Genomic DNA, 20,337 nt, shown 5'->3' with positions numbered 1-20,337 from the left:
CCCGAAAGTCTCGAATCCGTTGGTATAAGCCCTCAATAAAGCTATCATCGCGAACTTTGATCGACTGGAGGTGTAAAAATGGGCCGATTGCATGCAGAAGGCCACCTCGTATCCCGGATCGGTTGGCTGCGCGCCGCAGTTCTGGGAGCCAATGACGGCATTGTCTCAACAGCCAGCCTGATCATGGGCGTCGCATCTGCCTCGACTGGAACAACGCAGATAGTGGTTGCTGGCGTCGCAGGTCTTGTTGCGGGCGCGATGTCTATGGCGGCTGGTGAGTATGTTTCGGTCAGCTCTCAGTCTGACACGGAGAAAGCAGATCTCGCCCGAGAGCGTAAAGAACTCGAAACACAGCCCGAAGCAGAACTCGATGAGTTGACGCAAACCTATATTGATCGCGGTCTGACCCACGACCTGGCGCGACAGGTGGCAATACAGCTGACCACGCACAATGCTCTTGAAGCACATGCCCGTGACGAGCTCGGGATTGTAGAGCACATGGAAGCGCGCCCTGTGGAGGCGGCGCTGACGTCAGCCGCCACCTTTTCGGTCGGTGCTGCACTGCCGCTCATAATGGCCATCATCGCGCCTCCTTCGATCCTGCTTTACACAGTTGCCATCGCTTCCTTGCTGTTTCTGGCACTTCTTGGCGCAGTTGGAGCCAAGGCAGGAGGAGCAAATGTGACCAAGGCGACCATTCGCGTTACATTTTGGGGCGCATTGGCAATGGCACTCACGGCGGGTATAGGCGCCTTGGTCGGTACGGCAGTCTGACGATGTCTTATAAATTTTCGACAGCAAGTTGTGTGAAGATGATTGATCCTAATCAGTGTGAGGCGGGACAATGCACCCTATAACCCGTTCATTCTGCATGCTGGGGAAACATGAAAGATGCGGCGTTCGGTCGAAGATCGATCAAAAACAATCCTTTTAATTTTTGCCTTCTGCGGACTTGTATTCGGGCTCGGCTTGTACTTCTCCGGCCACTCATATGGCGCGCGGCTAATTTGGATTGTCGCCACCGTGCCTGTGCTGGCAGCCTTGCTCGTCGAAATTCTCCGGAGCTTATGGAGAAAAGAGTTCGGGCTGGATATCGTCGCGGCAATGTCGATGTCGGCCGCGCTGGCATTTGGGGAAATGCTGGCAGCATCGATTGTCGCCCTCATGTACACCGGTGGAGCATTCCTTGAAAGTTTTGCCGAAGGACGAGCACGTCGTGAGATGCATGCTTTGCTGTCCCGTGCGCCGCGAACGACGATGCGTTATATCGATGACCATCTCGAGGAGATTGCCGTTGATACTGTTCGACCGGGTGACCGCCTGCTGATCCGTCAGGGGGATGTCATTCCCGTTGACGGAAGTATCGTTTCTGTGAAGGCCTTCGTAAATACGTCCGCACTGACGGGAGAATCACTTCCAGTTTCGCTCGAGTCGGGAGCTAATGTGCTGAGCGGATCAATGAATGCTGGTGATGCTTTTGATATCGTTGCCAGACATGAAGCGAAAGATAGCACCTACGCTGGCATCGTTCGCCTCGTAGAAGAAGCCCAACATTCAAAAGCTCCGATGTCGAGACTGGCGGATCGGTGGTCTGTCGGCTTTCTGATCGCGACTGTCGTGATTGCCTTCGGTGCCTGGTGGTTAACGGGAGACCCAATAAGATCGGTGGCCGTTCTCGTCGTGGCAACACCATGTCCTCTAATCCTGGCGGTGCCCGTCGCTCTTGTTGCCGGACTGTCGCGTTCCGCTCATTTTGGGGTGTTGGTCAAGGGCGCTCGTCCATTGGAGAATATGGCCCGTATCAATACACTGGTGTTGGACAAGACCGGAACCCTGACAGACGGACGGCCGCAAATCGCCTCAATCCACGTTGAGCCAGGATTCAGTGAAAATGAGATATTGCGGTTCGCGGCTTCCCTTGACCAAGTGTCCAAGCACCCAATGGCTCAGGCTCTTGTATTGGCCGCTCAGGGACGCGGTATAGATCTTGTATTGCCGACTGACGTTAGCGAACTGGCGGGGGATGGAGTGGCCGGCTGGATCAATGGTAGAAGCGTCGTTGTCGGCGGACACAGCTTCGTTGAAAGACAAACCAACGCAAAGCTGATCGAAATCCCCAGTACAGACGCCGGGGCAGCCTTGGTTGCAGTCGCGATAGACGGTAGCATCGCGGGCAATATCATCATGGCCGATCCGTTGCGCGGCGATGTGGTTGATACGTTACGCGATTTACGCAAAGACGGCGTAAAACGAATAGTGCTGGCGACAGGCGATCGCGCTGCGGTGGCCAAACGCATCACCAAGGGTTTGGGGCTTGACGCCATCTACTCCGAACTTTCACCTGATCGAAAGTTGCTGACCGTACTCAGCGAGCGCAAGAACGGCCCCGTCATGATGGTCGGAGACGGCGTCAACGATGCACCTGCGCTTGCAGCGGCTGATGTCGGCGTTGCTATGGGTGCAAGGGGAGCGGCCGCATCGGCAGAAGCAGCTGACGTCGTTCTTCTCGTTGACAGAATAGACAGACTGCGCACCGGGATAGAGATTGCGAAGCAGTCAAGGCGCATTGCTATCGAAAGTGTAGTGGTGGGTATCGGCCTTTCAGTTATCGCCATGATTGCCGCAGCATTCGGTTACCTGTTACCTGTACAGGGTGCATTGCTCCAGGAGGTGATTGATGTCGCTGTTATCTTCAATGCGCTTCGGGCGTTGAGAATCTCACCAACCATCAGTTGAAGATCGTGGCTGCAGGCCAGAATGTGAACTGGTGAATAATTCACCTACCGCTTTGCACCGCATTGCGGATTCTCCAGCGCGCAATAAAGCCAGCGCAACGAGGCGCAATCGCATAGCCAGCGCCACGCCGGTGACTGATGCAGGTGGCTTCAGCACAGATTCGCGCCAAGACGCGGGTCCATGGTGTGGCGGTCTTTGACGGTAACCCAATGCCGATAATCGCCCGATGTGGCGACCGCCGCATCCTGAAGGGCGAGAACCGAATGGGCTGCTCGACGATCATGGTCGGGAGCCTCGGAAGGCCCCCTCCCAGACAGTTACGGCATCGCCCAAGCCGATATCAAACGCGCCGTCCGATACAAGACCAACGTCGAGCGCAAGCGCGACATCAGATCGCTGTCCGGTTTCCAGGTAAGCACGCAAACCATAACCGGACCCGTATTCATTCCGGCTATTCTCGCAAGACGAGCTGAACGCCGCCTGACACAAGCGCGGTTTCTGCTTCGGCGCTTCGTCAGAAAAAAGCACAATCCGGTTGTCTTGACATGAACCGAAAAGGGCGAACCTGCTAACAGGTTCGCCGTCTCAAGAATCTATGATGATCTGGCCTTTATCAGTGCAGCGACATGCGCTTGAGTGTACCGTCGCGCAGAACGAACTGGTGCCATATCGCCATCAGCGCATGGAGGCCGGCCAGAAAGAGAATGATGGTGCCGGCATTTTCATGCAGGTCGGCAATCAATCCGGGTGCGCCTTGCACCGGTGCGGTAATGGCTGGCACAGAAAGACCGAAGAAGGAAATGGGAGCACCAATCCGCGAGGCGGCATACCAGCCACTGAGCGGCAAGCCGATCAGAAACAGATAGAGCACCGCATGCCCGGCCTTGGCCGCGACTGCAAGCATCCCCTGCGCCGGAGCTTTTGATGGTGCAGCACCAGAAAGCCGCAAAAGAATACGCGGCAAGACAAGCACGAGCACCGCAAGCCCCAGCGAAAAATGCAACAAAGGCGGATTTTCCGCCACACGACGTCCACCCACCGAGGTGAACCAGGCTCCAAGGACCAAAGCGGCGGTGAGCCAGTGAACCACAACCATGCTTTTCGAGTAACGGTCAGGATTGCGAGGCATGACAGGACTTTCTTAAAAAGGCGCTCTTGAAGGGCAGCGCCGGCTACTTATTATAAGATGGCTTTCGGTTGGGAACTCTTCTCAAACAGAGGGTTAGAAGGTAGGACATGTCCAGCGGCTGCGCCCGGCGGCTGATCTTCACCATGCTTTGATCCATGACGATCATCTCTCTGATCCCTTTGTTTCATCTTGACGATTGCCAGTGTAGCCGGATCGATCTTGGCCTTGAGGACCTTCCCCGTTTCATCGGAACCCCGAACCTCGTAACAGCTGTCGTCAATTTTGATCCGCGTTACAGTCCAGCCGCGCGACGTCGCTAAGGTTTGAACCACCTCCCTGGGCTGCCACTGGTCCATAGATACATGGCAGTCGTCGTCAGCTCTCGCAACGCAGGATCCCGCCGCGACGAAAAAGAGAAGGGTTACAAACAGATGCCTCAACATACAACTGTTCCTGATCAATACGATTTAATTGGAATGATGCCAGCCTTTGCTGACGAAGACCTGAAACTGACACAGGTTTATCTTCGACAGATTGACAGATCGAGGACATAGACAAACCATGTTCGGCCTGAACGGGTCAGATCGACATACGCAATTGAACAAATAAGACGCCTGTCTTTGGCCTTCTGAAACGAGGCGAAAAAGTCTTCGTCATCCCTGTTCCGGGTGCCAAAGCGATAATCTTGAGACCAATTATTCGTAATGAAAATTCAACCAGATAGCATCAAATATACCGATACGTTCAGCAGTTATGCATGCCTGATGTTTCCAAATTTTATCACAGTCGGATCAACCATTCGAAGCTGTTTGCCGACAAGCAAAACCATATAAATGGCATCGAGAATTTCTGGAACCAGGCCAAACAGGTCTTGCGGAGATACAACGGCATTCCAAGGCAAACTTCTTCTTGTTCATCAAGGAGTGCGAATTTAGTTTAATCACAGCTCGCCCAAGAAATAGAGCAAAATTCTCCGTAAATGGGCAAAAATCTAATGCTAATCTACAACAAACTCTTAATTTTTCGGATGATAGTCGATTTTTTGAAAAATGTACTGCTTTCTTCCATTTTAAGCGCAATATTACGATCGCCTTCATTGGCTTGACGGATTGCTTCTTTGTCTCTGCTCCCCAATAGTGCATGAAATTCTTGGTGCCGCTGCGTGAACCAATTTGGGCTTTGAAACAGGCACCTTTCCTGCGACCTCCGAGGTCATCTTCATTTTGATTGAGGATTGGAATTGTTCCTTTGTTGTAATCGGTATCATGAATGAACTATCACCACCGATAACGCAATCTTCGAAGTAGAAATCCAAGTGTTCAATATCAACGGGAGATTCACTTGGGTTCATAATCATGATGGGCAGTCCATTTATGGTTATGTTTTGTCTGATTGCCGCATCGCGTGCTATTGTAACGACACCACCGTCATTATTCGGCCCATCTGCTGATAAGTCGAGAACAGATCGACCTAAGTACGGACTGGCTCTAAAAAAATTTATCGCAAAATAAATAGCGCCTGATATGGAAGTCCGAGAGGCTCGCGAGATTGGTGCTTCGCGCAACTTTTTCGCGAACTGCGTAGCGGATGCAGGCCCATCAATCAGCGTCCAGTTGACGACAACGCTTTGTTCAGTGGCCCCTCCCCATTCAAAATATGCTATCGCAATGCGTCGATGACGCCCGCCTGTTATGCTTCGCAGAAAAGCAGCCGATTCAATAGTTTCCGCATAACCGTTACGTTGTATTCTTTGTTCGTCAGGATCCATAGATCGAGAAACGTCGACAGCTAATGCCAATTGGATGTCAACGTCGTTGGAAAATTCTGTATTACTTAGAGTCGGCGGAGCCGAATTCACAGACGTTGTTATTATACAAACAGCACCTGAGATCAGAAATAAGAATAAAATAATTGTAGAGATACATTTATTACAAGTAAGCATTTTATTTCTGCGCCTTGAAACCGTGAAATCAATGAGATAATACGCGATGCGTCAATTCATTGGTGGTATCATTATAGCACTTTTGATGACTATGTTGCAGAGACTCGCCAAGTACGGAAAATTCTTCAATTGCTGTCACAATTATGCTGCGGGAGTGCTGACCTGTTGTTTAAATGTATGTCCTATTGCATTGGTAAACTGATCTTGCTGCTTTCGCATCATCTGAATGAGCTCGATACCGGCGATGATCTTGCTCGATGACGTTGTACATTTATTTACTCGACCGGATACAGACGAACCTGGTTCTGTCGCAAACTTTTTACTCCTGCCAAGCTATGCCCCAGTCAGTGTTTGTAATTGATTGAGGCGGAAGCGGATGACAGTCGATTTCAAAGGTGCTCATTTTCCCAAAAGCGTCATCCTGCATGCCGTCTTCCTTTACGTGTACGTGCGTTACCCCGTCTCCTATCGTGACCTTCAGGAAATACTGGCCGAACGCGGCGTCAGCGTCGACCACGCAACTTTGAACCGAGTTCGTTACTCTCCTCTGATTGCCGCTCAGGCTCAGCTGCGCAAGTGCCGCACGGCCCGTTCCTGGCGTGTTGACGAGACCTATATCAAGGTGAAGGGCAATGAACACGTACTTCACTTCGCATCCCTGGCGAAATACGCGGCCGCGTTCCGCTGAGTAATCGATTCACTGGATTGATTGCTTGTCCGGCTTCAATTTCGGATGTCGCACTCCTCAGTGACGCGAGCCAGTTCCTTCTTCAGCCGTCTGATCTCCTCGACCTCGCCATTGCCTTTGGCGCCCGAGGCCACAAACTTCTTCTTCCACTCGTAATGCAAATGTTGGCCAACGCCCAGACGCTGCGCCCCCCTCTGTGACCTAACGCACAGCGTCGCGTTTAAATTCTTCGCTGAAATTCGATTTGCTCACGATGTTCTTCTTGCCTCAATATTGGGAGAGAAGGTGTCTACAAATCTCGGGGCTATTCAGACATGTATGGACATCCCCTTGGTTGCAAGAAGAATTTTTAGGAAATTTTGAGCGTGTAAGTCGGGTGCTGACATGTATCCGGCCTGTGATGCAGCCATCAACATGCAGCTGGCCGGTATGGGAATTCGCAGACCAAGTCCAATACACAACCGCGTGCTCTTAGCACTTCGTCGCAATCTGGTTTTCCTGATCTCGTCTCATCGACTGTTACGCCATAACTTTCCTTTTGACCTTCTTACACCTCCGACACCCAGCCGTTCATTGCGTTTTCATACTGCAACGACCGGAGCTCGATAAATTCCGCCCTTGGCCATCAACACCCAGACAATCCGCGCCATTTTGTTGGCCAGTGCAAATCGTATTGTGTTTCGGCGCGGAATATTGCCCCCTCTGGCGGGGTGATGGGCGTCCAATTTTGCCCCCGAGCAGTTTCGTCTGACCACCCGTCTTTTGGTGACGGATGGAGAGGGAGTTGAAGCGAGTGGATACGATCACGGTCTTCCATCGACCCCATCGAGGTCTCACCACACTACGCTGATGATAGGCTGAGAACTGCAGTCTTGGACGGAGGATTGGTGCCGACAAGACGTTCAACGGATCGCCTGCGTTTTTCGTTATGCCAGATCACTTCGTTGAAAAGGCTTAGTTTTAACGTCGACAAAAGGCTGAAGCGTGACATGACCACTCTCCCCGTAGCGTAATTTCTGGCTTGCTACCCGGACGTTCGGCATATATATTCATCAAATGATCGATCATTCGTCCAGACCTTCTTCGCTGCCTGTACTCCCAATGGATCCACTAAGCGAAGTCTTGCGAGACTTTCGCTTGAACGGTGTTAATTATGGCCGCTGCGAGCTGCGACATCCATGGAGCATCGCCTTTCCGCAGCAACCACTGCTTCGTTTTCACTTCGTCAGCCAGGGCCCATGCTGGATTCATACCGAAATGCAGGGCTGGCAGGAACTGCACGATGGCGATCTGGTGCTGCTGCCACAGGGCATCGCCCATAAACTGGCCAGTGCACCAGACGTTGTGGGCGACTCGCTTGTGGACTGCCAAATAACAAAATCGGAGAGTAAAGTCTGCGAAGTGGTGCGGGAAGGTACAGGCGCGAACAGCACCCTTTTCTGCGGTTCCATGGACTTGGGCGCTTGTGCACTTAACCCATTAATCAGTTTGATGCCGCCCATCATCAGGGGCTGCGACGTTGCAGGCAACGATCCCGTCATCGGCCCCTTGCTGGCGGCTATGACAGCGGAGACCGCACAGCCACAGATGGGCAGCGCCACTATATTATCACGCATGGCAGATCTGCTGACAGCCCGGCTTATCCGTTGCTGGGTCAATTGCAACGGAGCTTCAACCACAGGCTGGTTGGCCGCCATCCGCGACCCTCATATCGGGCGCGTACTCGCTGCCATGCACAGAGACCCCGGTCATAACTGGACTTTAGAGAGCTTGGCCAGTCTGGCGGGCCAATCGCGTTCGGTTTTCGCGGAGCGTTTCAGCATGATATTGGGCGAAGGTGCGGCACGCTATCTCGCCCGTCTTCGTATGCAGCTTGCCCGGGAATTGCTGGGGCAAAACGGCATGTCGGTTGCCGAGGTTGCTGTCCGTCTGGGCTATGAATCCGAAGCATCTTTCTCTCGCGCGTTTAAACGCATCACAAACGTCTCTCCGGGCGTTGTACGCCGCACAGTTTCCGGACGAATTGATATGCAATTCGGATTTTAAGATACATATCATCCTGTATTATTCGTTTATGAAGTTCTCCACCCTCTGGAGATATTTCAATGACGGACACCACTCTACAACTTGATGACACGGTAACAGAGCTTGACGCTGTGGAACCGGCAGTATGGAGCGCTTCAACCTGGTTCGCAGTCCTTTCAATGGCGGCTACCAGTTTTGCATTGGTATCAGCCGAATTCCTGCCTGCGGGCCTGCTGACGCCAATGGCACGCGATCTGGGCATCAGCGAAGGGACCGCCGGACAGGTTGTAACCGCCACCGCTTCTGTTGGCGCCGTGACGGCGATGTTAAGCAATGTTCTCATAGGACGGTTGAACCGAAAGGTCGTACTGGTTGGTCTCAGCGCGCTTGCCATCGCTTCCAATATTCTTGCAGCGGTTGCAACCGATTTCTGGCTATTGTTATTGGGCCGGGCCGGGCTGGGCATCGCTCTTAGTGCCTTCTGGGCGCTTTCGGTTGCCGTTGTGGCGAGACTGGTTGGCACCAACGCAACTGGTCGGGGCATGGCCATCGTCACTCTTGGTGTCTCGCTCGCCACCATCGCCGCACCGTCTATGGGTGCACTGATCAGCGACTGGCTGGGCTGGCGCAGTGCAATGGCCATGACAGCCGGTTTGGCCGCACTTGCGATGCTGCTTCAATGGATTAGCCTGCCGACCTTGCCTGCAAGTACAAGCAACAGTCTCGTCGATGTCCTTCGGTTGACACGGCGACGTGGTATTCAACTTGGGATGCTCGCTATTCTTTTGTTAATGACAGGGCACTTTGCCGGCTCCGTCTATGTGCGCCCTTTCCTCGAACAGGTAACGCTTCTTACGACCGGCCCGATCGCTCTGGCCTTGCTGGGGTTTGGCATAGCTGCTGTGATTGGCAATATGGCCGGGGGCCGCATGGCCGATACCAATATCCGTACGGCTCTTGTAACCACAGCTGCGTTGATGGCACTTGCCGCGCTCGCTTTAGTACTCTGGGGCGTAAATATTGGTGTTGCCTTCGGCTTTGCCACTTTATGGGGTTTTGCCTTCGGCATGGCGCCGGTGGTGCTACCGACCAACCTGTCTCGTGCAGCCCCTGACGCGCTGGAGGCAGCGGGCAGCCTGATGGTTACCTCTTTCCAGATTGCCATAACTATTGGCGCAGTTGTTGGCGGTTATGTTGTTGATACCTTCGGTGCCACTGCGCCCTTAACTCTTACGGCTATTCTTGCTGCCGCAACGGCCTTACTGGCACTATTACAGCCCCGCAGCTGAATGGCACTCCTGCTATAAACGCAGTACCCAAATGGTTGAAGATGCGGCGGATGTCCGCCGCATCTTCAAAGTACAACATCTACAGATTCGCTGTTGCATTAAAAACCCGCATGATGTTTCCGTAATTGCGTCAGCCAACACGCCGTAAATTGAAGGGCAATCAGCGATTAATCTCCAGATGATTTCTGATTTCGTGTGACCAGCAAGCCCTCCAAAAATGTCCGAAATGCTTTAACAGCCCGCTTTGATGTGGCTTCAGGTTCGCTTGAATTGGCAATCCATTGCGCTGCACTGCTGCTTGCCGCGTTAATGAGCCGTGCCGCTGCCTCCGTATCAATCCCGACAATGATTCCATCTGCACGCAATGCATCAAGACTTTCGGCTACCGTTCTGATGCAGCCGCTGGCGTTTGGCCATCCTGAAGGATCGCCAAAAACCGCCGGACCGTCACGAAACATGATCCGCTGGATCTCGGGTTCAAGTGCCATTTCAATATAAGCTGCATTTTCATCAACGAAGCCTTGCCACGGATCGGTAGCGTTTTCAGAAATCGCGCACAATCTTGTCGTCATCTCCAAATCAATTTCGTTGATAACGGCTTGCAGGAGGCCTTTCTTGTCGCCGAAGTGATGATAAAGAGCCCCTCGCGTTAATCCGGCGGATGCTGTGAAATCATCCATCGACGCCTCCGCATATCCCACGGTACCAAAGGCCTTGCGGCCTGCGGCCACCAGCTTCGCCTTTGTTTCGACAATCATTTCGCTCCGCGGTTTACGCATAGTTTCCCCCTTATTCTCATACGTCACGTATATTAGTTGACATACGCGGCGTATCAACTATGTAATTAACATACGCTGCGTATGCAAGTTTCATATATCATCACTCAGAGGCTGCACTGATGTCCAATCCGTACAGAGAAATTTTCAGCGCTCCGGGCGCTGTACGCTTTTCAACCGCGGCTTTCTTCGCGCGCCTGCCTTTTGCAATGGCGCCGGTGGGTATCGTCGCGATGCTCGCCCAAACCCATGGGGAATATTGGCTTGCGGGAGCCGTGTCTGCCACATTTGCACTAACCAATGCATTTGTGGCACCACAGATATCGCGGCTCGTTGACCGGTTCGGTCAAAGTCGCATCGTCATGCCAACGACCGTTATGTCGGTAATAGCCTTTGCCTTTCTGATCGCCGCCACAAACCAGAGTTGGCCGAACTGGACGTTATTTGCCTCGGCGTTCTTTGCGGGCTCCATGCCCAGCATCCCTGCGATGGTTCGGGCAAGATGGACAGAGATTTTTCGCGACCGCCCTGAGTTAAATACCGCTTTTGCCTTCGAGTCTGCGGCGGATGAGCTTGTGTATATTTCGGGTGCGTCTCTTTCTGTTGCACTGGCGGTATCGCTATTCCCGGAAGCTGGAATGCTCATCAGCACAGCTTTTCTGGCCGTGGGCACAACTGCCTTCCTTCTGCAGCGATCAAGTGAACCACCAGTTCGCGTAATCGATCACACTATCCGGCAACGCTCGGCAATCTGGTCACGTCCGGTTCAGATTATTACGCTTTCTCTCATATTTGTCGGTTCTACATTTGCAACCGCAGAAGTCAGTGCCGTGGCAATCACCAGAGAACTCGGACAACCCAAAGCAGCCAGCATTGTTATTGGTGTTTATGCCATAGGATCATTCATTGTCGGAATAACGCTCGGGGCACTTGCGCTTCGTATGCCTCTGCATCGTCAGTTGATGATTGCCGTAGGAGTCCTGGCTCTGACCGCCCTACCGCTGCCCTTTGCCGGAACATCGACTACGGTTCTTGCAACAGCTGTGTTCATCAGCGGCATCGCCATTTCTCCGACATTCATCACGGCCTTCGGATTGATCGAACGTCGCGTGCCTGAAACAATGCTAACTGAAGGGATAACCTGGGTTATGACCGGCATCGGTATAGGAATGGCGTTTGGTGCTTTCGTTTCCGGGTTGGTTGTCGACCGCTTTGGTGCAGCCAATGGATTTTGGGTGTCAGTGGTGGCGAGCTTCATGGCAGCTGTTATCGTCGCGCTTGGTCAGGCCAGTCTCTCGGGCGCAAGCAGAAGCACTAGCTATAACCCTTCTTGCGCGATTGAGCCGGGCGAATAAGGATCGCGCCGACGTCTTGTGTGGTTACAAGAATGAATAGACGCTACTCTGCGTCTAAAGCCAAGTGAGATAATGCGCTTGGTTCTCATAGCCAAAGCACCAGCACGCTTCGCGCAGAAGGCGGGGACAGTTTAGATAAATCGGTGCGGCAGCGCCGCAAAGTCCGCAAACAGTAACTTCAAAATTCTCCAACCAAACCGACATACTGCCTTTAGCTTGATGATCGCTTTATGCAGCGGAAACCCACATGGCTCGTTGAAGTGTCTTCTGCCTCAGCGTAGCGGGCGGCGGGCTCAGAATGCTCATCTGTCCAATAGTCGCTCGTCCATTCCCACACGTTGCCAATCATGTCGTAAAGGCCATACCCATTTGCAGGAAATGACCGGACGGGCGAGGTCCGCTCATGCCCTGCTGGCTTTGTACTTTTGACCGGGAATATGCCTTGCCAGGTGTTCGCCATCGGCTCTCCGCCGGGCATCAATTCGTCGCCCCACGCAAATTCCTTGTCTTCAAGACCACCTCTTGCGGCAAATTCGAATTCTGCCTCGGTCGGCAAATCAAGCCCTGCCCAGTCGGCATAAGCGCGCGCATCACAATAAGCAACATGAACCACAGGGTGGTCGAGCTTTCCGCGAACATCGCTCAACCCACCCAAAGGTCTGCGCCAGCTTGCCCCAAATTTGAACTTCCACCATTGACTGATGTCCCGACTTGTTACTTTCTTGGGTGGAGTGAAGACAAGAGAACCTGCCCGCAGCATTTCGGGAAGAGCACCAGGATAATCCTTTGCATCAGGTGTTTTTTCCGCGAACGTCACGTGACCAGTCGCCTCGACGAAACGCGCGAACTGCCTGTTGGTGACAGGTGTCTCACTGATCCAGAAGCCGTCCACTTTTACTGGATGCTTTGGTGCTTCTTCCGGATAGTGATCATCCGACCCCATCACAAAAGTCCCGCTTGGTATCCAGACCATCTCGCCAGAGGTCTGTTCCGAATGGCGCTTGTTCGAAACTTCCAGATCCATTGTCTTCCTCCAGAAAGCTTGGTTCAAAGATACAACTTCGATTGTAGATCCAGAAGTACATATTGGAAAATTCGGTGGATGATGCTGTGACTATTTGGGGAACAGGAATGTAATATTCGCACGGTAGCCCCAACCGGTTGTGTTGCAAAATTTTGATTTGCACGGAGCACGGCTTAAGTCTGGACGCAGTTATGCAGCGAGTGCTTCGAACTGTTGTTTGAGGGAGCGTGCTTTTTGATCTGCAAAGACGCCCTGCTGTTTACGCATCATGTGAATGAGTTCGATGCCAAGAAGCGTGATGCCGGCCGTGGTATCCGACTTGAAGCCGAGCATGGAGCGTGTGCGTTGTTTGATGCGGCGATGATCCTGCTCAATCGTATTGTTCATATACTTGCTGGAGCGAATGGCAATGGGTTTGCCAGCCTGTCTGAGCCGGTTCTCTGCATCACATTGTAGAATAGCTGTTCTGTTGGTCTGGCTACCATCAATAGTAATGCGCACTGGCCCGCCGTGGCGGGCCAGTGTCTTGCGGATAAAGCGTTTGGCAGCGCTCAAATCACGATCTTTGCTAAAGTAAAACTCAACCGTATCGCCCGTATCGCCATTGCTATCGATGGCACGGTAGAGATAAAACCATTCGCCTTTAAGGGGTCGTTTGCGGAAGAGGGCGAAATGACACCCTAAGGATTTTCACGGTTTCTTTTAATGATTTCTGCAACAGTGTTCTTGCTGAGGGCGAGATCGCGAGCGATCCAGCGATAGCTGCGGTCTTCAGAAATCAGCGGCATGGCGTTCATGGTGATGACCGATACTTTCCAGCTTTCCAGTTCGCGTAGTGTATTGGGGCCAGGACAAGGTCTGTTCAAAATCCTGCACTAAGGTCGAACGAACCGTGAACTCTCGTCGCGAACCCGCATAATGGTCTGTCGGCTCGTCGCGAATTTTTTCGCGATCGCAGAAACGCTCATGCCCGTCGCGAGATCGTTGCGGACACCCTGCTTCTGTGCATTGCTGAGGGTGAAGGGCCGGCCGAGGGTCTTGCCTTCCGACTTGGCGCGCTTGAGACCGGATTGCGTCCGCTCGATCAGCAAATCCCGCTCGAATTGGGCGACGGCATTGAGCACGTTCATGGTCATGGTGCCGGCCGAAATGGGCGTGCGCGTCTATGGCTGTGTCGCAAAGTTTTGAGCCGGGTAGAAATTGTCCTTATCTCTGGACGCAATTATGCTGCGAGTTCCGCAAATATCTGGAATGGCGAACGGTTGTCGTTGGCGAATTGCTTTTTACGGATCATATGCGCCACTTCGATTCCTGCGAGTGGGGCTGCAGCGGAATGAAATGCTTTGAAACCCATCATTGGCTTGGTGATCCGTTTGATAAAGCGGTGGTCTTGCTCAAGGATATTATTGAGATATTTGATCTGCCGGATTTCAATGATAGCACCTGTTCCGGTGAATTTCAGGATCGTATTTACGGCCTGCAAGCCAGCCAGATTGGCGCCGCTTTTGTCAATGACAACCCTCTCGGGAGCGCCGTTAGTTGCAATGGCTTTCTTGAAGAAGCGCCGCGCTGCAGCCAAATCCCGGCACCCAGATAACAGGAAATCAATGGTTTGGCCATTGCGGTCAACAGCGCGATAAAGATACGTCCATTTTCCCTTCACCTTGATATAGGTCTCGTCAACGCGCCAGGAACGAGAGCCGTGGGCCGTTTGTGCAGTTGAGCCTGCGCGGCGATCTGCGGTGAATAACGAACGACCCACCGGTTCAGGGTTGCATGATCGACGGATACGCCGCGTTCAGCCAGGGTTTCCTGAAGGTCACGATAAGAAACTGGATAGCGCACGTAAAAGAAGATCGCGTGCAGGATGACGCTTTTGGGAAAATGTGCTCCTTTGAAATTGGCCGTCATCCGCTTCTGCCTAACTCAACTCCTACATGGTTTCATGTGATAACTCACCAGAGATGAAAACTTTGCGACAGAGCCTTTAAGTGTCCCTGCACTGTCTCAGCTCAAATACGAGCGTCCAGAGAAAGGCTTCCGGCTAATTCGGCCATCTTCGAGCGAACGAATTCTACACCCGGTGATGTGTGCGCATCGATCCGTTCCAAGTAAGGACACATAAGTGCTGCGACTGCGGTGCGATTAGGACCAAACACCGGGTATCCAATATTGGTTACTCCGACTGCAGTTCTGCTCGGCACCTGTTCATAGCCCGCCGATCTAACACGATCCAGCGTGTCGTCGAACTCCTCTCGTACTGTCGGCATCTCACCGTCGACAAGTTGGTGGGAGGATATAAGCTGATCCAACTCCGTTCTACTTCGGAAGGCTGCGAGAATGTGCCCGCTTCCGGTATTGTAGAGGCCGAGAATGGAACCGGGACGAAGCGCGATTCCCCAATAACCAGGAGATTGAACGGAAGCGACGACGACGATTTGGCCATTCTCTTCAATGCACAAATGGCAGGACTGCTGAATTTCCTGGGCAAGGCTCCTCATGAGAGGCTGAGCACGACTGATCAGTCGGTTCAGTGGCGGATGACTGTGTGCGAGAGCGAATAGAGTCAAACTCAGCTGATATCCGTCTCCCTTGATATCTTTGAGAACATATCCGCGCTGAACAAGAGTAGTAAGCATCCGATATGTCTCGCTCGGTGTACGCCCTAAACTCTGAGCGATTTCGAGTCTGGACAGGCTTTCATCGGACCGAGCCAACAATTCAAGTATATCCAGACCCTTCTCCAATGCAGGAGCATGATAACGACTTGGCTGTGAACTTTCCATTGTGAACTTTCCATAACGATGTGACTCCGACCGACACCAGCAAATAGCGTGGACGTTGACAGCGGTCAAATCCATATATAAATTCAAAGTTCATACACGACAACGGGAGGATGTGGTTTGGTTGATGTTATTCGCGAGAAGCTGCTCACTTGCTATACGGGGGTGGTTCATGACGTAATGCGAGCGTCAGGTCACCGAGACTTCACATTCCCTGCTGAGATAACGCCCCTCCTCCTCAACCAAATCATATGTGGACCAGCGTTCACTATTGAAGGTCGCGTCGACCAAGCGGCAGATCCGCATCAAACGTTGGTCGAGTGGACAGGATTGCTCTCGAAAGCGAAACCAGGACATATATGGGTGTCCCAACCAAACGATCATGTAGTCGCCCATATGGGCGAGCTTTCGGCCGAGACCCTTCAAAGAAAGGGAGTGCTAGGTTGCGTAGTCGACGGCAATATCCGTGATGTGAACTTTATCACCGATATCGGTTTTCAGTGCTGGCGACGAAAGCACACTCCACGCGATGTGGTCGGATACTGGATCCCACAAAATACCGACGTGACGATAAAGATCGGCGACGTCACAATCGCGTCCGGAGACTATCTCCTCGGCGACCAAGATGGCTTGGTTTGTATCCCAGCTGAAATCGCCGCCTCGGTTGCTGCTGAAGCTGTGGTAGCCATGAATACCGAGAGCAAAGTTCGAAAGGCGATTATTGACGGCATGGATCCGCAGGAAGCCTATCTAACCTTCGGAAAATTCTGATCATGATTATTACGAATTTTGAGATTCGCTGCTGCCGACACGATCAAACAAAGATTTCCGGAGATGCCCTGAAGGACAGCGGAGACCAAAATGGTCTTGAGTTTCTGGTCTACACGCTGGAAACCGACGACGGAATGACCGCCTCGATGTTCGCATTTGCAGGTCGCTCTGCCAGAGGCTCCGGCGAGCTTGCGGCGGCGGGGCTTAGGCCGCTTCTTGTGGGGCGGGAAGCTTTGGATCGCGAAGCCCTCTGGCACGATTTCCGTAAGAACGACCGCTTCTGGAACCACCTACCAATTTATTCGTATGGACCTGCAGACGCGTGCCTATGGCTGCTCGGCGCTACTGCTGCTCGTCAACCGCTGCACAAATACATCGGAAGCTACAGAAACGAGGTGCCGGCCTACTACAGCTCCATGTTTTTCAACTCTGCGGAACAGTATGTCGCTGAAGCACTGGAGACGAAAAACGCAGGTCTGAAGGGATACAAACTACACCCTCCGGGGAAGTCGGTGGATGAGGACATCGAAATTCACGCGGCGGTTAGAGAGGCGGTGGGTCCACACTTTCCTCTTATGAGCGATCCAGTCGCCTTTATGACACTACCTGAGGCAGTTCGGTACGGACGTGGATTAGAGCGCCTTGGCTATCTGTGGCTGGAGGAGCCAATTCAGGACGAGAACTTCTCATCATTGCGGGAATTGACACGAATTCTCGACATCCCGGTGATTGGAACGGAAGTGCTTGGCAAGCACCCTTACAGTGTCGCGGAATGCATCTCAACCAAGGTTGTTGATGCCGTTCGTGCTGACGTGAGCTGGACGGGAGGAGTTACAGGCACGCTGAAAACCGCCCACTTGGCTGAAAGCTTCAACGCTAACTGCGAGGTACATTCGGCTATTTTCCAGCCGCTAGACTTGGTCAACTTACATATTTGTGCAGCAATCAGAAACTGTAGTTTCTTCGAACTGCTCAGCCCCCGAAAAGATTTCGACTTTGGCTTGGCAGAGCCAATCGTTTTTCAGGACGGTATGGCTGTCCTCCCGGAAGCGCCCGGGCTGGGTGTGGATCTGGACTGGAACCTAATCGAAAACGCGACTTTCGCCCGCGTCTGACGCGTCAAATCGGAACTTTATCATGGTTAGTGAAACATTTGACGGCGGCGAGCTCATCGCCTTCGCCACTTCAGCAATGGTGGCGGTCGGGCTTTCTGAAGACCGGGCGGCGACCGTGGCAAGGGTTCTTGTCAAGGGCGATCTCCTTGGAAAGTCCACTCACGGCATCGCCCTCCTTCCAGCTTATGTTGATCAAATCATCATTGGCGGAATGAACACGGCAGGTGACCCGCTGGTGATCAGCGACATGGGAGCGTGCACCACTTGGGATGGACAACGGCTGCCGGGTCCATGGCTGATGACGAAGGCGGTAAAGGAAGCAGTTCGTCGGGCAAAGAGTTTTGGCTTGGGTGCGGTTTCCCTGCGACGAAGTCACCATACTGCCTGCCTAGGAGCATATCTTGCGGAACCGCTGGAATCGGGTCTCGCAATTCTAATTTGCTTGACTGATCCAAGTCATAGCAGCGTGGCGCCGTACGGTGGATGTACGCCCGTCCTGACTTCCAATCCGATTGCATTCGGAGCACCCACAAAGGGCGACCCTATACTGATTGACATGTCCACGGCGATGCTCACCAACAGTGCAGCGCTAGCCTACGCGCGATCCGGCAAAGACACGCCGAGCCCCAGTTTTCTCAACAGCGACGGGCTGCTTACATCCGATGCGAGCGTTATTTCGGCGACCCCGCCCGGCTCTATTCTGCCGCTTGGTGGACTGGAGGCCGGCCATAAAGGATATGCTCTCGGCCTGATCGTGGAACTTCTCACAGGCTGCCTGAGCGGACATGGCCGTGCAGAGACTCATGAGGGGTGGGGAGCGTCCGTGCTCGTCATGGTCTTCGATCCAGGTGCTTTCGGCGGTTCATCGGCATTCGTGCAGCAGTCACAGGCTTTGGTTGAACTTTGTCAAAGCGCAAAACCTCGCCCCGGCTTCGGCGAAGTGTCTCTACCAGGCGCAGCGTCTCTCCGGAACCTGAGGCGGCAGGAGCACCAAGGAATCGTATTGCCCCCTGACGTGGTTCAGCGACTGGCATCTCTTGCCGAGGCACACGGATTGAGAGCGCCAACGGCGCTCTGACGGAGGAGTAACTAAGGTGGAGGAGAACAAATGCATTCAACAGCGATAGGCGCAAGCGCCTCAAGAGATCCGAAAAGCATACGACGAGCAGTTACAGCCGCAACGATTGGAACAGTAATCGAATGGTTCGACTACGCGCTCTACGGAGCTGCGTCCGGACTGGTGATAAGCAAGCTCTTTTTTCCTCAATTTTCCCCGTCAGCAGGCATCTTGGCTGCTTTTGCAACCTTCGCCGTCGGCTACTTCAGCAGACCCATCGGCGGTGTGTTGATCGCGCATTTCGGAGATAGGTTCGGACGCAAACCTGCGCTGATTTTAACGATTGTCCTGATGGGACTTTCAACTATCGGAATGGGGCTCCTGCCAACATACGAGCATGTGGGGCTCCTTGCCCCAATCCTGCTTGTATTATGCCGGGTTCTTCAGGGTTTCGGGGCTGGCGCTGAATACGCGGGTGCCTTGACGCTGGTGTCTGAATATGTCCCGCCGGAGAGGAAAGCATACTACACCTCGTTTCTTGCTGCCGCTACGGTGGCAGGAATCATGATGGCAACCATGCTCTTCTTGGTGGTCTCATACTTGCCAGAGGAGACGTTGTTCTCGTGGGCATGGCGGGTTCCCTTCCTGCTTTCGGCAGTCCTTCTCATCGTCGCGCTCTACATCCGTCGAAGCTTGGACGAGACACCAGAGTATGTAGCGGCCATGGAGAAAGCCGAGGAAAAGAAGAAGGAAGCGACTGTGCCTCTTGGTGAGCTCTTGCGAAAGAGCCCCAAGGAAGTCGTCTTCGGATTTCTGTCGGTAACAGGGCACAATGCAAATGCCTACATCCTTAGTGCCTTCTGCCTAAGCTACATGACGAATACGCTGGGAATGACGCGTACCGACGCTTTGACAGCGGCTACAATCGGCACATGCGTTGGTATCGTAATGACACCAATAGCAGGCGCAATTGCTGATCGAATTGGGCAAGCCCGCGTCTACATCTTTGGAGCAGCGTTTGTCTTTGTCTACGCGTTCGCCCTCTTTGCTTTGCTCGACACGAAAAATGTCGTAACTGCCAGCATCGCGATGAGCATCGGCTATGGGCTTGGGTTCAGTGGTTTGGCCAGCTCCCAGGGGGCGTTTCTCGCGAACCTTTTCCCGACCCGATATCGGTTCTCAGGACTGGCTATGGTTCGAGAGATGAACGCGCTCCTGATCGCCGGACCTACACCGTTTATAGCCTCCGCGCTGGTAAGCGCGGGCGGAGGTGCACCGACTTGGGTTGCGGCTTATCTAATGGCCTGTTGCGCCATCACTATGATTGCGGTTCTCGCCATCCGGTCACGGTCGTACGAGCGCCAAGCTGAATAAAAGCCGCCTTTCTATCCGGAGTGCCTTGGGTTGCTAGCCGTATCGGCCCAGCTCAGGACTTCTCCAAAGTATCGCCTTAATCAAAAGTTGAAACAGACTGTTAGAGGGAGTTTCTATGAGAGTCCTTGCCGGAAAGACTGCTATCGTCACGGCTGCTGCACAAGGCATCGGCCGATCAGCCGCCGAGCTCTTCGCAAGTGCAGTGGCCTGGGCTCTGTCGCAAAGTTTTCATCTCTGGTGAGTTATCACATGAAACCATGTAGGAGTTGAGTT

At 53.1% G+C, this 20,337-nt stretch carries 20 protein-coding genes and 4 pseudogenes; 12 read left to right on the top strand and 12 right to left on the bottom strand.

Annotated features, from left to right (window positions below; all coding sequences use genetic code 11):
* The first annotated feature begins 78 nt into the window (after positions 1-78).
* Together CEV33_RS20825 and CEV33_RS20820 are read left to right on the top strand one after the other, a co-directional pair.
* Entirely contained in the window at positions 79-774 is a 696-nt protein-coding gene (locus CEV33_RS20825) for a VIT1/CCC1 transporter family protein (RefSeq protein ID WP_094542262.1), read from the top strand.
* Between the two features lie 117 nt (positions 775-891).
* The gene (locus tag CEV33_RS20820) at positions 892-2,736 is read left to right on the top strand and encodes a heavy metal translocating P-type ATPase (RefSeq protein ID WP_094542261.1); all 1,845 of its coding nucleotides are present in this window, start codon (positions 892-894) and stop codon (positions 2,734-2,736) included.
* A gap of 149 nt (positions 2,737-2,885) precedes the next feature.
* On the opposite strand, the gene CEV33_RS24820 is transcribed toward CEV33_RS20820, so the two are convergent.
* From CEV33_RS24820 to CEV33_RS20800, 3 genes are all read right to left on the bottom strand, one after another.
* Positions 2,886-3,053, bottom strand: coding sequence for an FAD:protein FMN transferase (locus CEV33_RS24820; RefSeq protein WP_208620237.1), 168 nt, complete (start codon positions 3,051-3,053; stop codon positions 2,886-2,888).
* 296 nt (positions 3,054-3,349) lie between these two features.
* Entirely contained in the window at positions 3,350-3,865 is a 516-nt protein-coding gene (locus tag CEV33_RS20805; protein WP_094542259.1) for a cytochrome b, read from the bottom strand.
* Positions 3,866-3,915: 50 nt separating this feature from the next.
* Positions 3,916-4,308: a PepSY domain-containing protein gene (locus CEV33_RS20800; protein WP_094542258.1), complete on the bottom strand. Its 393-nt coding sequence runs from the start codon at positions 4,306-4,308 to the stop codon at positions 3,916-3,918.
* Positions 4,309-4,472: 164 nt separating this feature from the next.
* Here CEV33_RS20800 and CEV33_RS24525 point away from each other — a divergent pair.
* A pseudogene (locus CEV33_RS24525) lies at positions 4,473-4,827 on the top strand (IS1595 family transposase); the annotation flags it as partial.
* Between the two features lie 131 nt (positions 4,828-4,958).
* Here the strand turns inward: CEV33_RS24525 and CEV33_RS20790 are convergent.
* Positions 4,959-5,807, bottom strand: a complete 849-nt coding sequence (locus tag CEV33_RS20790; protein ID WP_094542257.1) for a DUF1194 domain-containing protein — start codon at positions 5,805-5,807, stop codon at positions 4,959-4,961.
* A 376-nt stretch (positions 5,808-6,183) separates the two neighbouring features.
* On the opposite strand from CEV33_RS20790, the pseudogene CEV33_RS20785 reads away from it, so the two are divergent.
* Positions 6,184-6,438, top strand: a pseudogene (locus CEV33_RS20785) (IS6 family transposase); the annotation flags it as partial.
* Between the two features lie 898 nt (positions 6,439-7,336).
* On the opposite strand, the gene CEV33_RS24065 reads toward CEV33_RS20785, so the two are convergent.
* On the bottom strand, positions 7,337-7,486 hold the full coding sequence (locus tag CEV33_RS24065; RefSeq protein WP_167388201.1) for a hypothetical protein: 150 nt from the start codon (positions 7,484-7,486) through the stop codon (positions 7,337-7,339).
* 65 nt (positions 7,487-7,551) lie between these two features.
* Between CEV33_RS24065 and CEV33_RS20780 the strand changes: the two genes are divergently transcribed.
* Together CEV33_RS20780 and CEV33_RS20775 are read left to right on the top strand one after the other, a co-directional pair.
* Entirely contained in the window at positions 7,552-8,541 is a 990-nt protein-coding gene (locus CEV33_RS20780) for an AraC family transcriptional regulator (RefSeq protein ID WP_094542256.1), read from the top strand.
* 59 nt (positions 8,542-8,600) lie between these two features.
* On the top strand, positions 8,601-9,809 hold the full coding sequence (locus CEV33_RS20775) for an MFS transporter (RefSeq protein ID WP_094542255.1): 1,209 nt from the start codon (positions 8,601-8,603) through the stop codon (positions 9,807-9,809).
* A gap of 167 nt (positions 9,810-9,976) precedes the next feature.
* Here the strand turns inward: CEV33_RS20775 and CEV33_RS20770 are convergent, their stop codons facing one another.
* Positions 9,977-10,588 (bottom strand): TetR/AcrR family transcriptional regulator, encoded by a 612-nt coding sequence (locus CEV33_RS20770; protein ID WP_094542254.1) that lies wholly within the window; start codon positions 10,586-10,588, stop codon positions 9,977-9,979.
* Positions 10,589-10,707: 119 nt separating this feature from the next.
* On the opposite strand from CEV33_RS20770, the gene CEV33_RS20765 reads away from it, so the two are divergent.
* Positions 10,708-11,940 (top strand): MFS transporter, encoded by a 1,233-nt coding sequence (locus tag CEV33_RS20765; protein WP_094542253.1) that lies wholly within the window; start codon positions 10,708-10,710, stop codon positions 11,938-11,940.
* Positions 11,941-12,151: 211 nt separating this feature from the next.
* Here the strand turns inward: CEV33_RS20765 and CEV33_RS20760 are convergent, their stop codons facing one another.
* From CEV33_RS20760 to CEV33_RS20735, 6 genes and pseudogenes are all read right to left on the bottom strand, one after another.
* Complete coding sequence (locus CEV33_RS20760; protein ID WP_094542252.1) at positions 12,152-12,964, bottom strand: formylglycine-generating enzyme family protein; 813 nt, start codon at positions 12,962-12,964, stop codon at positions 12,152-12,154.
* Between the two features lie 189 nt (positions 12,965-13,153).
* A pseudogene (locus CEV33_RS20755) lies at positions 13,154-13,612 on the bottom strand (IS6 family transposase); the annotation flags it as partial.
* Positions 13,613-13,644: 32 nt separating this feature from the next.
* Positions 13,645-13,830 carry a hypothetical protein gene (locus CEV33_RS20750; RefSeq protein ID WP_094542250.1) on the bottom strand — a complete coding sequence of 62 codons (186 nt, stop codon included), beginning with the start codon at positions 13,828-13,830 and terminating at the stop codon, positions 13,645-13,647.
* A 9-nt stretch (positions 13,831-13,839) separates the two neighbouring features.
* Positions 13,840-14,112, bottom strand: a pseudogene (locus CEV33_RS20745) (recombinase family protein); the annotation flags it as partial.
* A 74-nt stretch (positions 14,113-14,186) separates the two neighbouring features.
* A protein-coding gene (locus tag CEV33_RS20740) for an IS6 family transposase (RefSeq protein WP_235818481.1) occupies positions 14,187-14,875 on the bottom strand; the annotation gives its coding sequence in 2 pieces (ribosomal slippage) (positions 14,187-14,663 and positions 14,666-14,875; 687 coding nt in all).
* Positions 14,876-14,976: 101 nt separating this feature from the next.
* Positions 14,977-15,750, bottom strand: coding sequence for an IclR family transcriptional regulator (locus CEV33_RS20735; protein ID WP_167388199.1), 774 nt, complete (start codon positions 15,748-15,750; stop codon positions 14,977-14,979).
* Between the two features lie 117 nt (positions 15,751-15,867).
* Here CEV33_RS20735 and CEV33_RS20730 point away from each other — a divergent pair, with 117 nt between their 5' ends.
* From CEV33_RS20730 to CEV33_RS24615, 5 genes are all read left to right on the top strand, one after another.
* The gene (locus tag CEV33_RS20730) at positions 15,868-16,518 is read left to right on the top strand and encodes an RraA family protein (RefSeq protein WP_235818480.1); all 651 of its coding nucleotides are present in this window, start codon (positions 15,868-15,870) and stop codon (positions 16,516-16,518) included.
* 2 nt (positions 16,519-16,520) lie between these two features.
* Positions 16,521-17,633 (top strand): enolase C-terminal domain-like protein, encoded by a 1,113-nt coding sequence (locus tag CEV33_RS20725; RefSeq protein WP_094542248.1) that lies wholly within the window; start codon positions 16,521-16,523, stop codon positions 17,631-17,633.
* 22 nt (positions 17,634-17,655) lie between these two features.
* A complete protein-coding gene (locus CEV33_RS20720; RefSeq protein ID WP_094542247.1) occupies positions 17,656-18,711 on the top strand; it encodes an Ldh family oxidoreductase in 1,056 nt (351 codons plus the stop codon).
* A 30-nt stretch (positions 18,712-18,741) separates the two neighbouring features.
* On the top strand, positions 18,742-20,064 hold the full coding sequence (locus tag CEV33_RS20715) for an MFS transporter (protein ID WP_094542246.1): 1,323 nt from the start codon (positions 18,742-18,744) through the stop codon (positions 20,062-20,064).
* A 115-nt stretch (positions 20,065-20,179) separates the two neighbouring features.
* Entirely contained in the window at positions 20,180-20,305 is a 126-nt protein-coding gene (locus CEV33_RS24615) for a hypothetical protein (protein ID WP_268875820.1), read from the top strand.
* Positions 20,306-20,337: the final 32 nt, after the last annotated feature.

The organism is Brucella grignonensis (genome assembly GCF_002252505.1).
Taxonomy (GTDB): Bacteria; Pseudomonadota; Alphaproteobacteria; order Rhizobiales; family Rhizobiaceae; genus Brucella; species Brucella grignonensis.
Note: the sequence above shows the minus strand (reverse complement) of the source record. Positions and strands in the feature narration are given on the sequence as shown.

Coding starts and splice junctions, on each gene's coding strand:
- CEV33_RS20825 (WP_094542262.1), top strand. CDS start 79: ATGGGCCGATTGCATGCAGAAGGCCACCTCGTATCCCGGATCGGTTGG.
- CEV33_RS20820 (WP_094542261.1), top strand. CDS start 892: ATGCGGCGTTCGGTCGAAGATCGATCAAAAACAATCCTTTTAATTTTT.
- CEV33_RS20805 (WP_094542259.1), bottom strand. CDS start 3,865: ATGCCTCGCAATCCTGACCGTTACTCGAAAAGCATGGTTGTGGTTCAC.
- CEV33_RS20800 (WP_094542258.1), bottom strand. CDS start 4,308: ATGTTGAGGCATCTGTTTGTAACCCTTCTCTTTTTCGTCGCGGCGGGA.
- CEV33_RS20790 (WP_094542257.1), bottom strand. CDS start 5,807: ATGCTTACTTGTAATAAATGTATCTCTACAATTATTTTATTCTTATTT.
- CEV33_RS24065 (WP_167388201.1), bottom strand. CDS start 7,486: ATGTCACGCTTCAGCCTTTTGTCGACGTTAAAACTAAGCCTTTTCAAC.
- CEV33_RS20780 (WP_094542256.1), top strand. CDS start 7,552: ATGATCGATCATTCGTCCAGACCTTCTTCGCTGCCTGTACTCCCAATG.
- CEV33_RS20775 (WP_094542255.1), top strand. CDS start 8,601: ATGACGGACACCACTCTACAACTTGATGACACGGTAACAGAGCTTGAC.
- CEV33_RS20770 (WP_094542254.1), bottom strand. CDS start 10,588: ATGCGTAAACCGCGGAGCGAAATGATTGTCGAAACAAAGGCGAAGCTG.
- CEV33_RS20765 (WP_094542253.1), top strand. CDS start 10,708: ATGTCCAATCCGTACAGAGAAATTTTCAGCGCTCCGGGCGCTGTACGC.
- CEV33_RS20760 (WP_094542252.1), bottom strand. CDS start 12,964: ATGGATCTGGAAGTTTCGAACAAGCGCCATTCGGAACAGACCTCTGGC.
- CEV33_RS20735 (WP_167388199.1), bottom strand. CDS start 15,750: ATGGAAAGTTCACAGCCAAGTCGTTATCATGCTCCTGCATTGGAGAAG.
- CEV33_RS20725 (WP_094542248.1), top strand. CDS start 16,521: ATGATTATTACGAATTTTGAGATTCGCTGCTGCCGACACGATCAAACA.
- CEV33_RS20720 (WP_094542247.1), top strand. CDS start 17,656: ATGGTTAGTGAAACATTTGACGGCGGCGAGCTCATCGCCTTCGCCACT.
- CEV33_RS20715 (WP_094542246.1), top strand. CDS start 18,742: ATGCATTCAACAGCGATAGGCGCAAGCGCCTCAAGAGATCCGAAAAGC.
- CEV33_RS24615 (WP_268875820.1), top strand. CDS start 20,180: ATGAGAGTCCTTGCCGGAAAGACTGCTATCGTCACGGCTGCTGCACAA.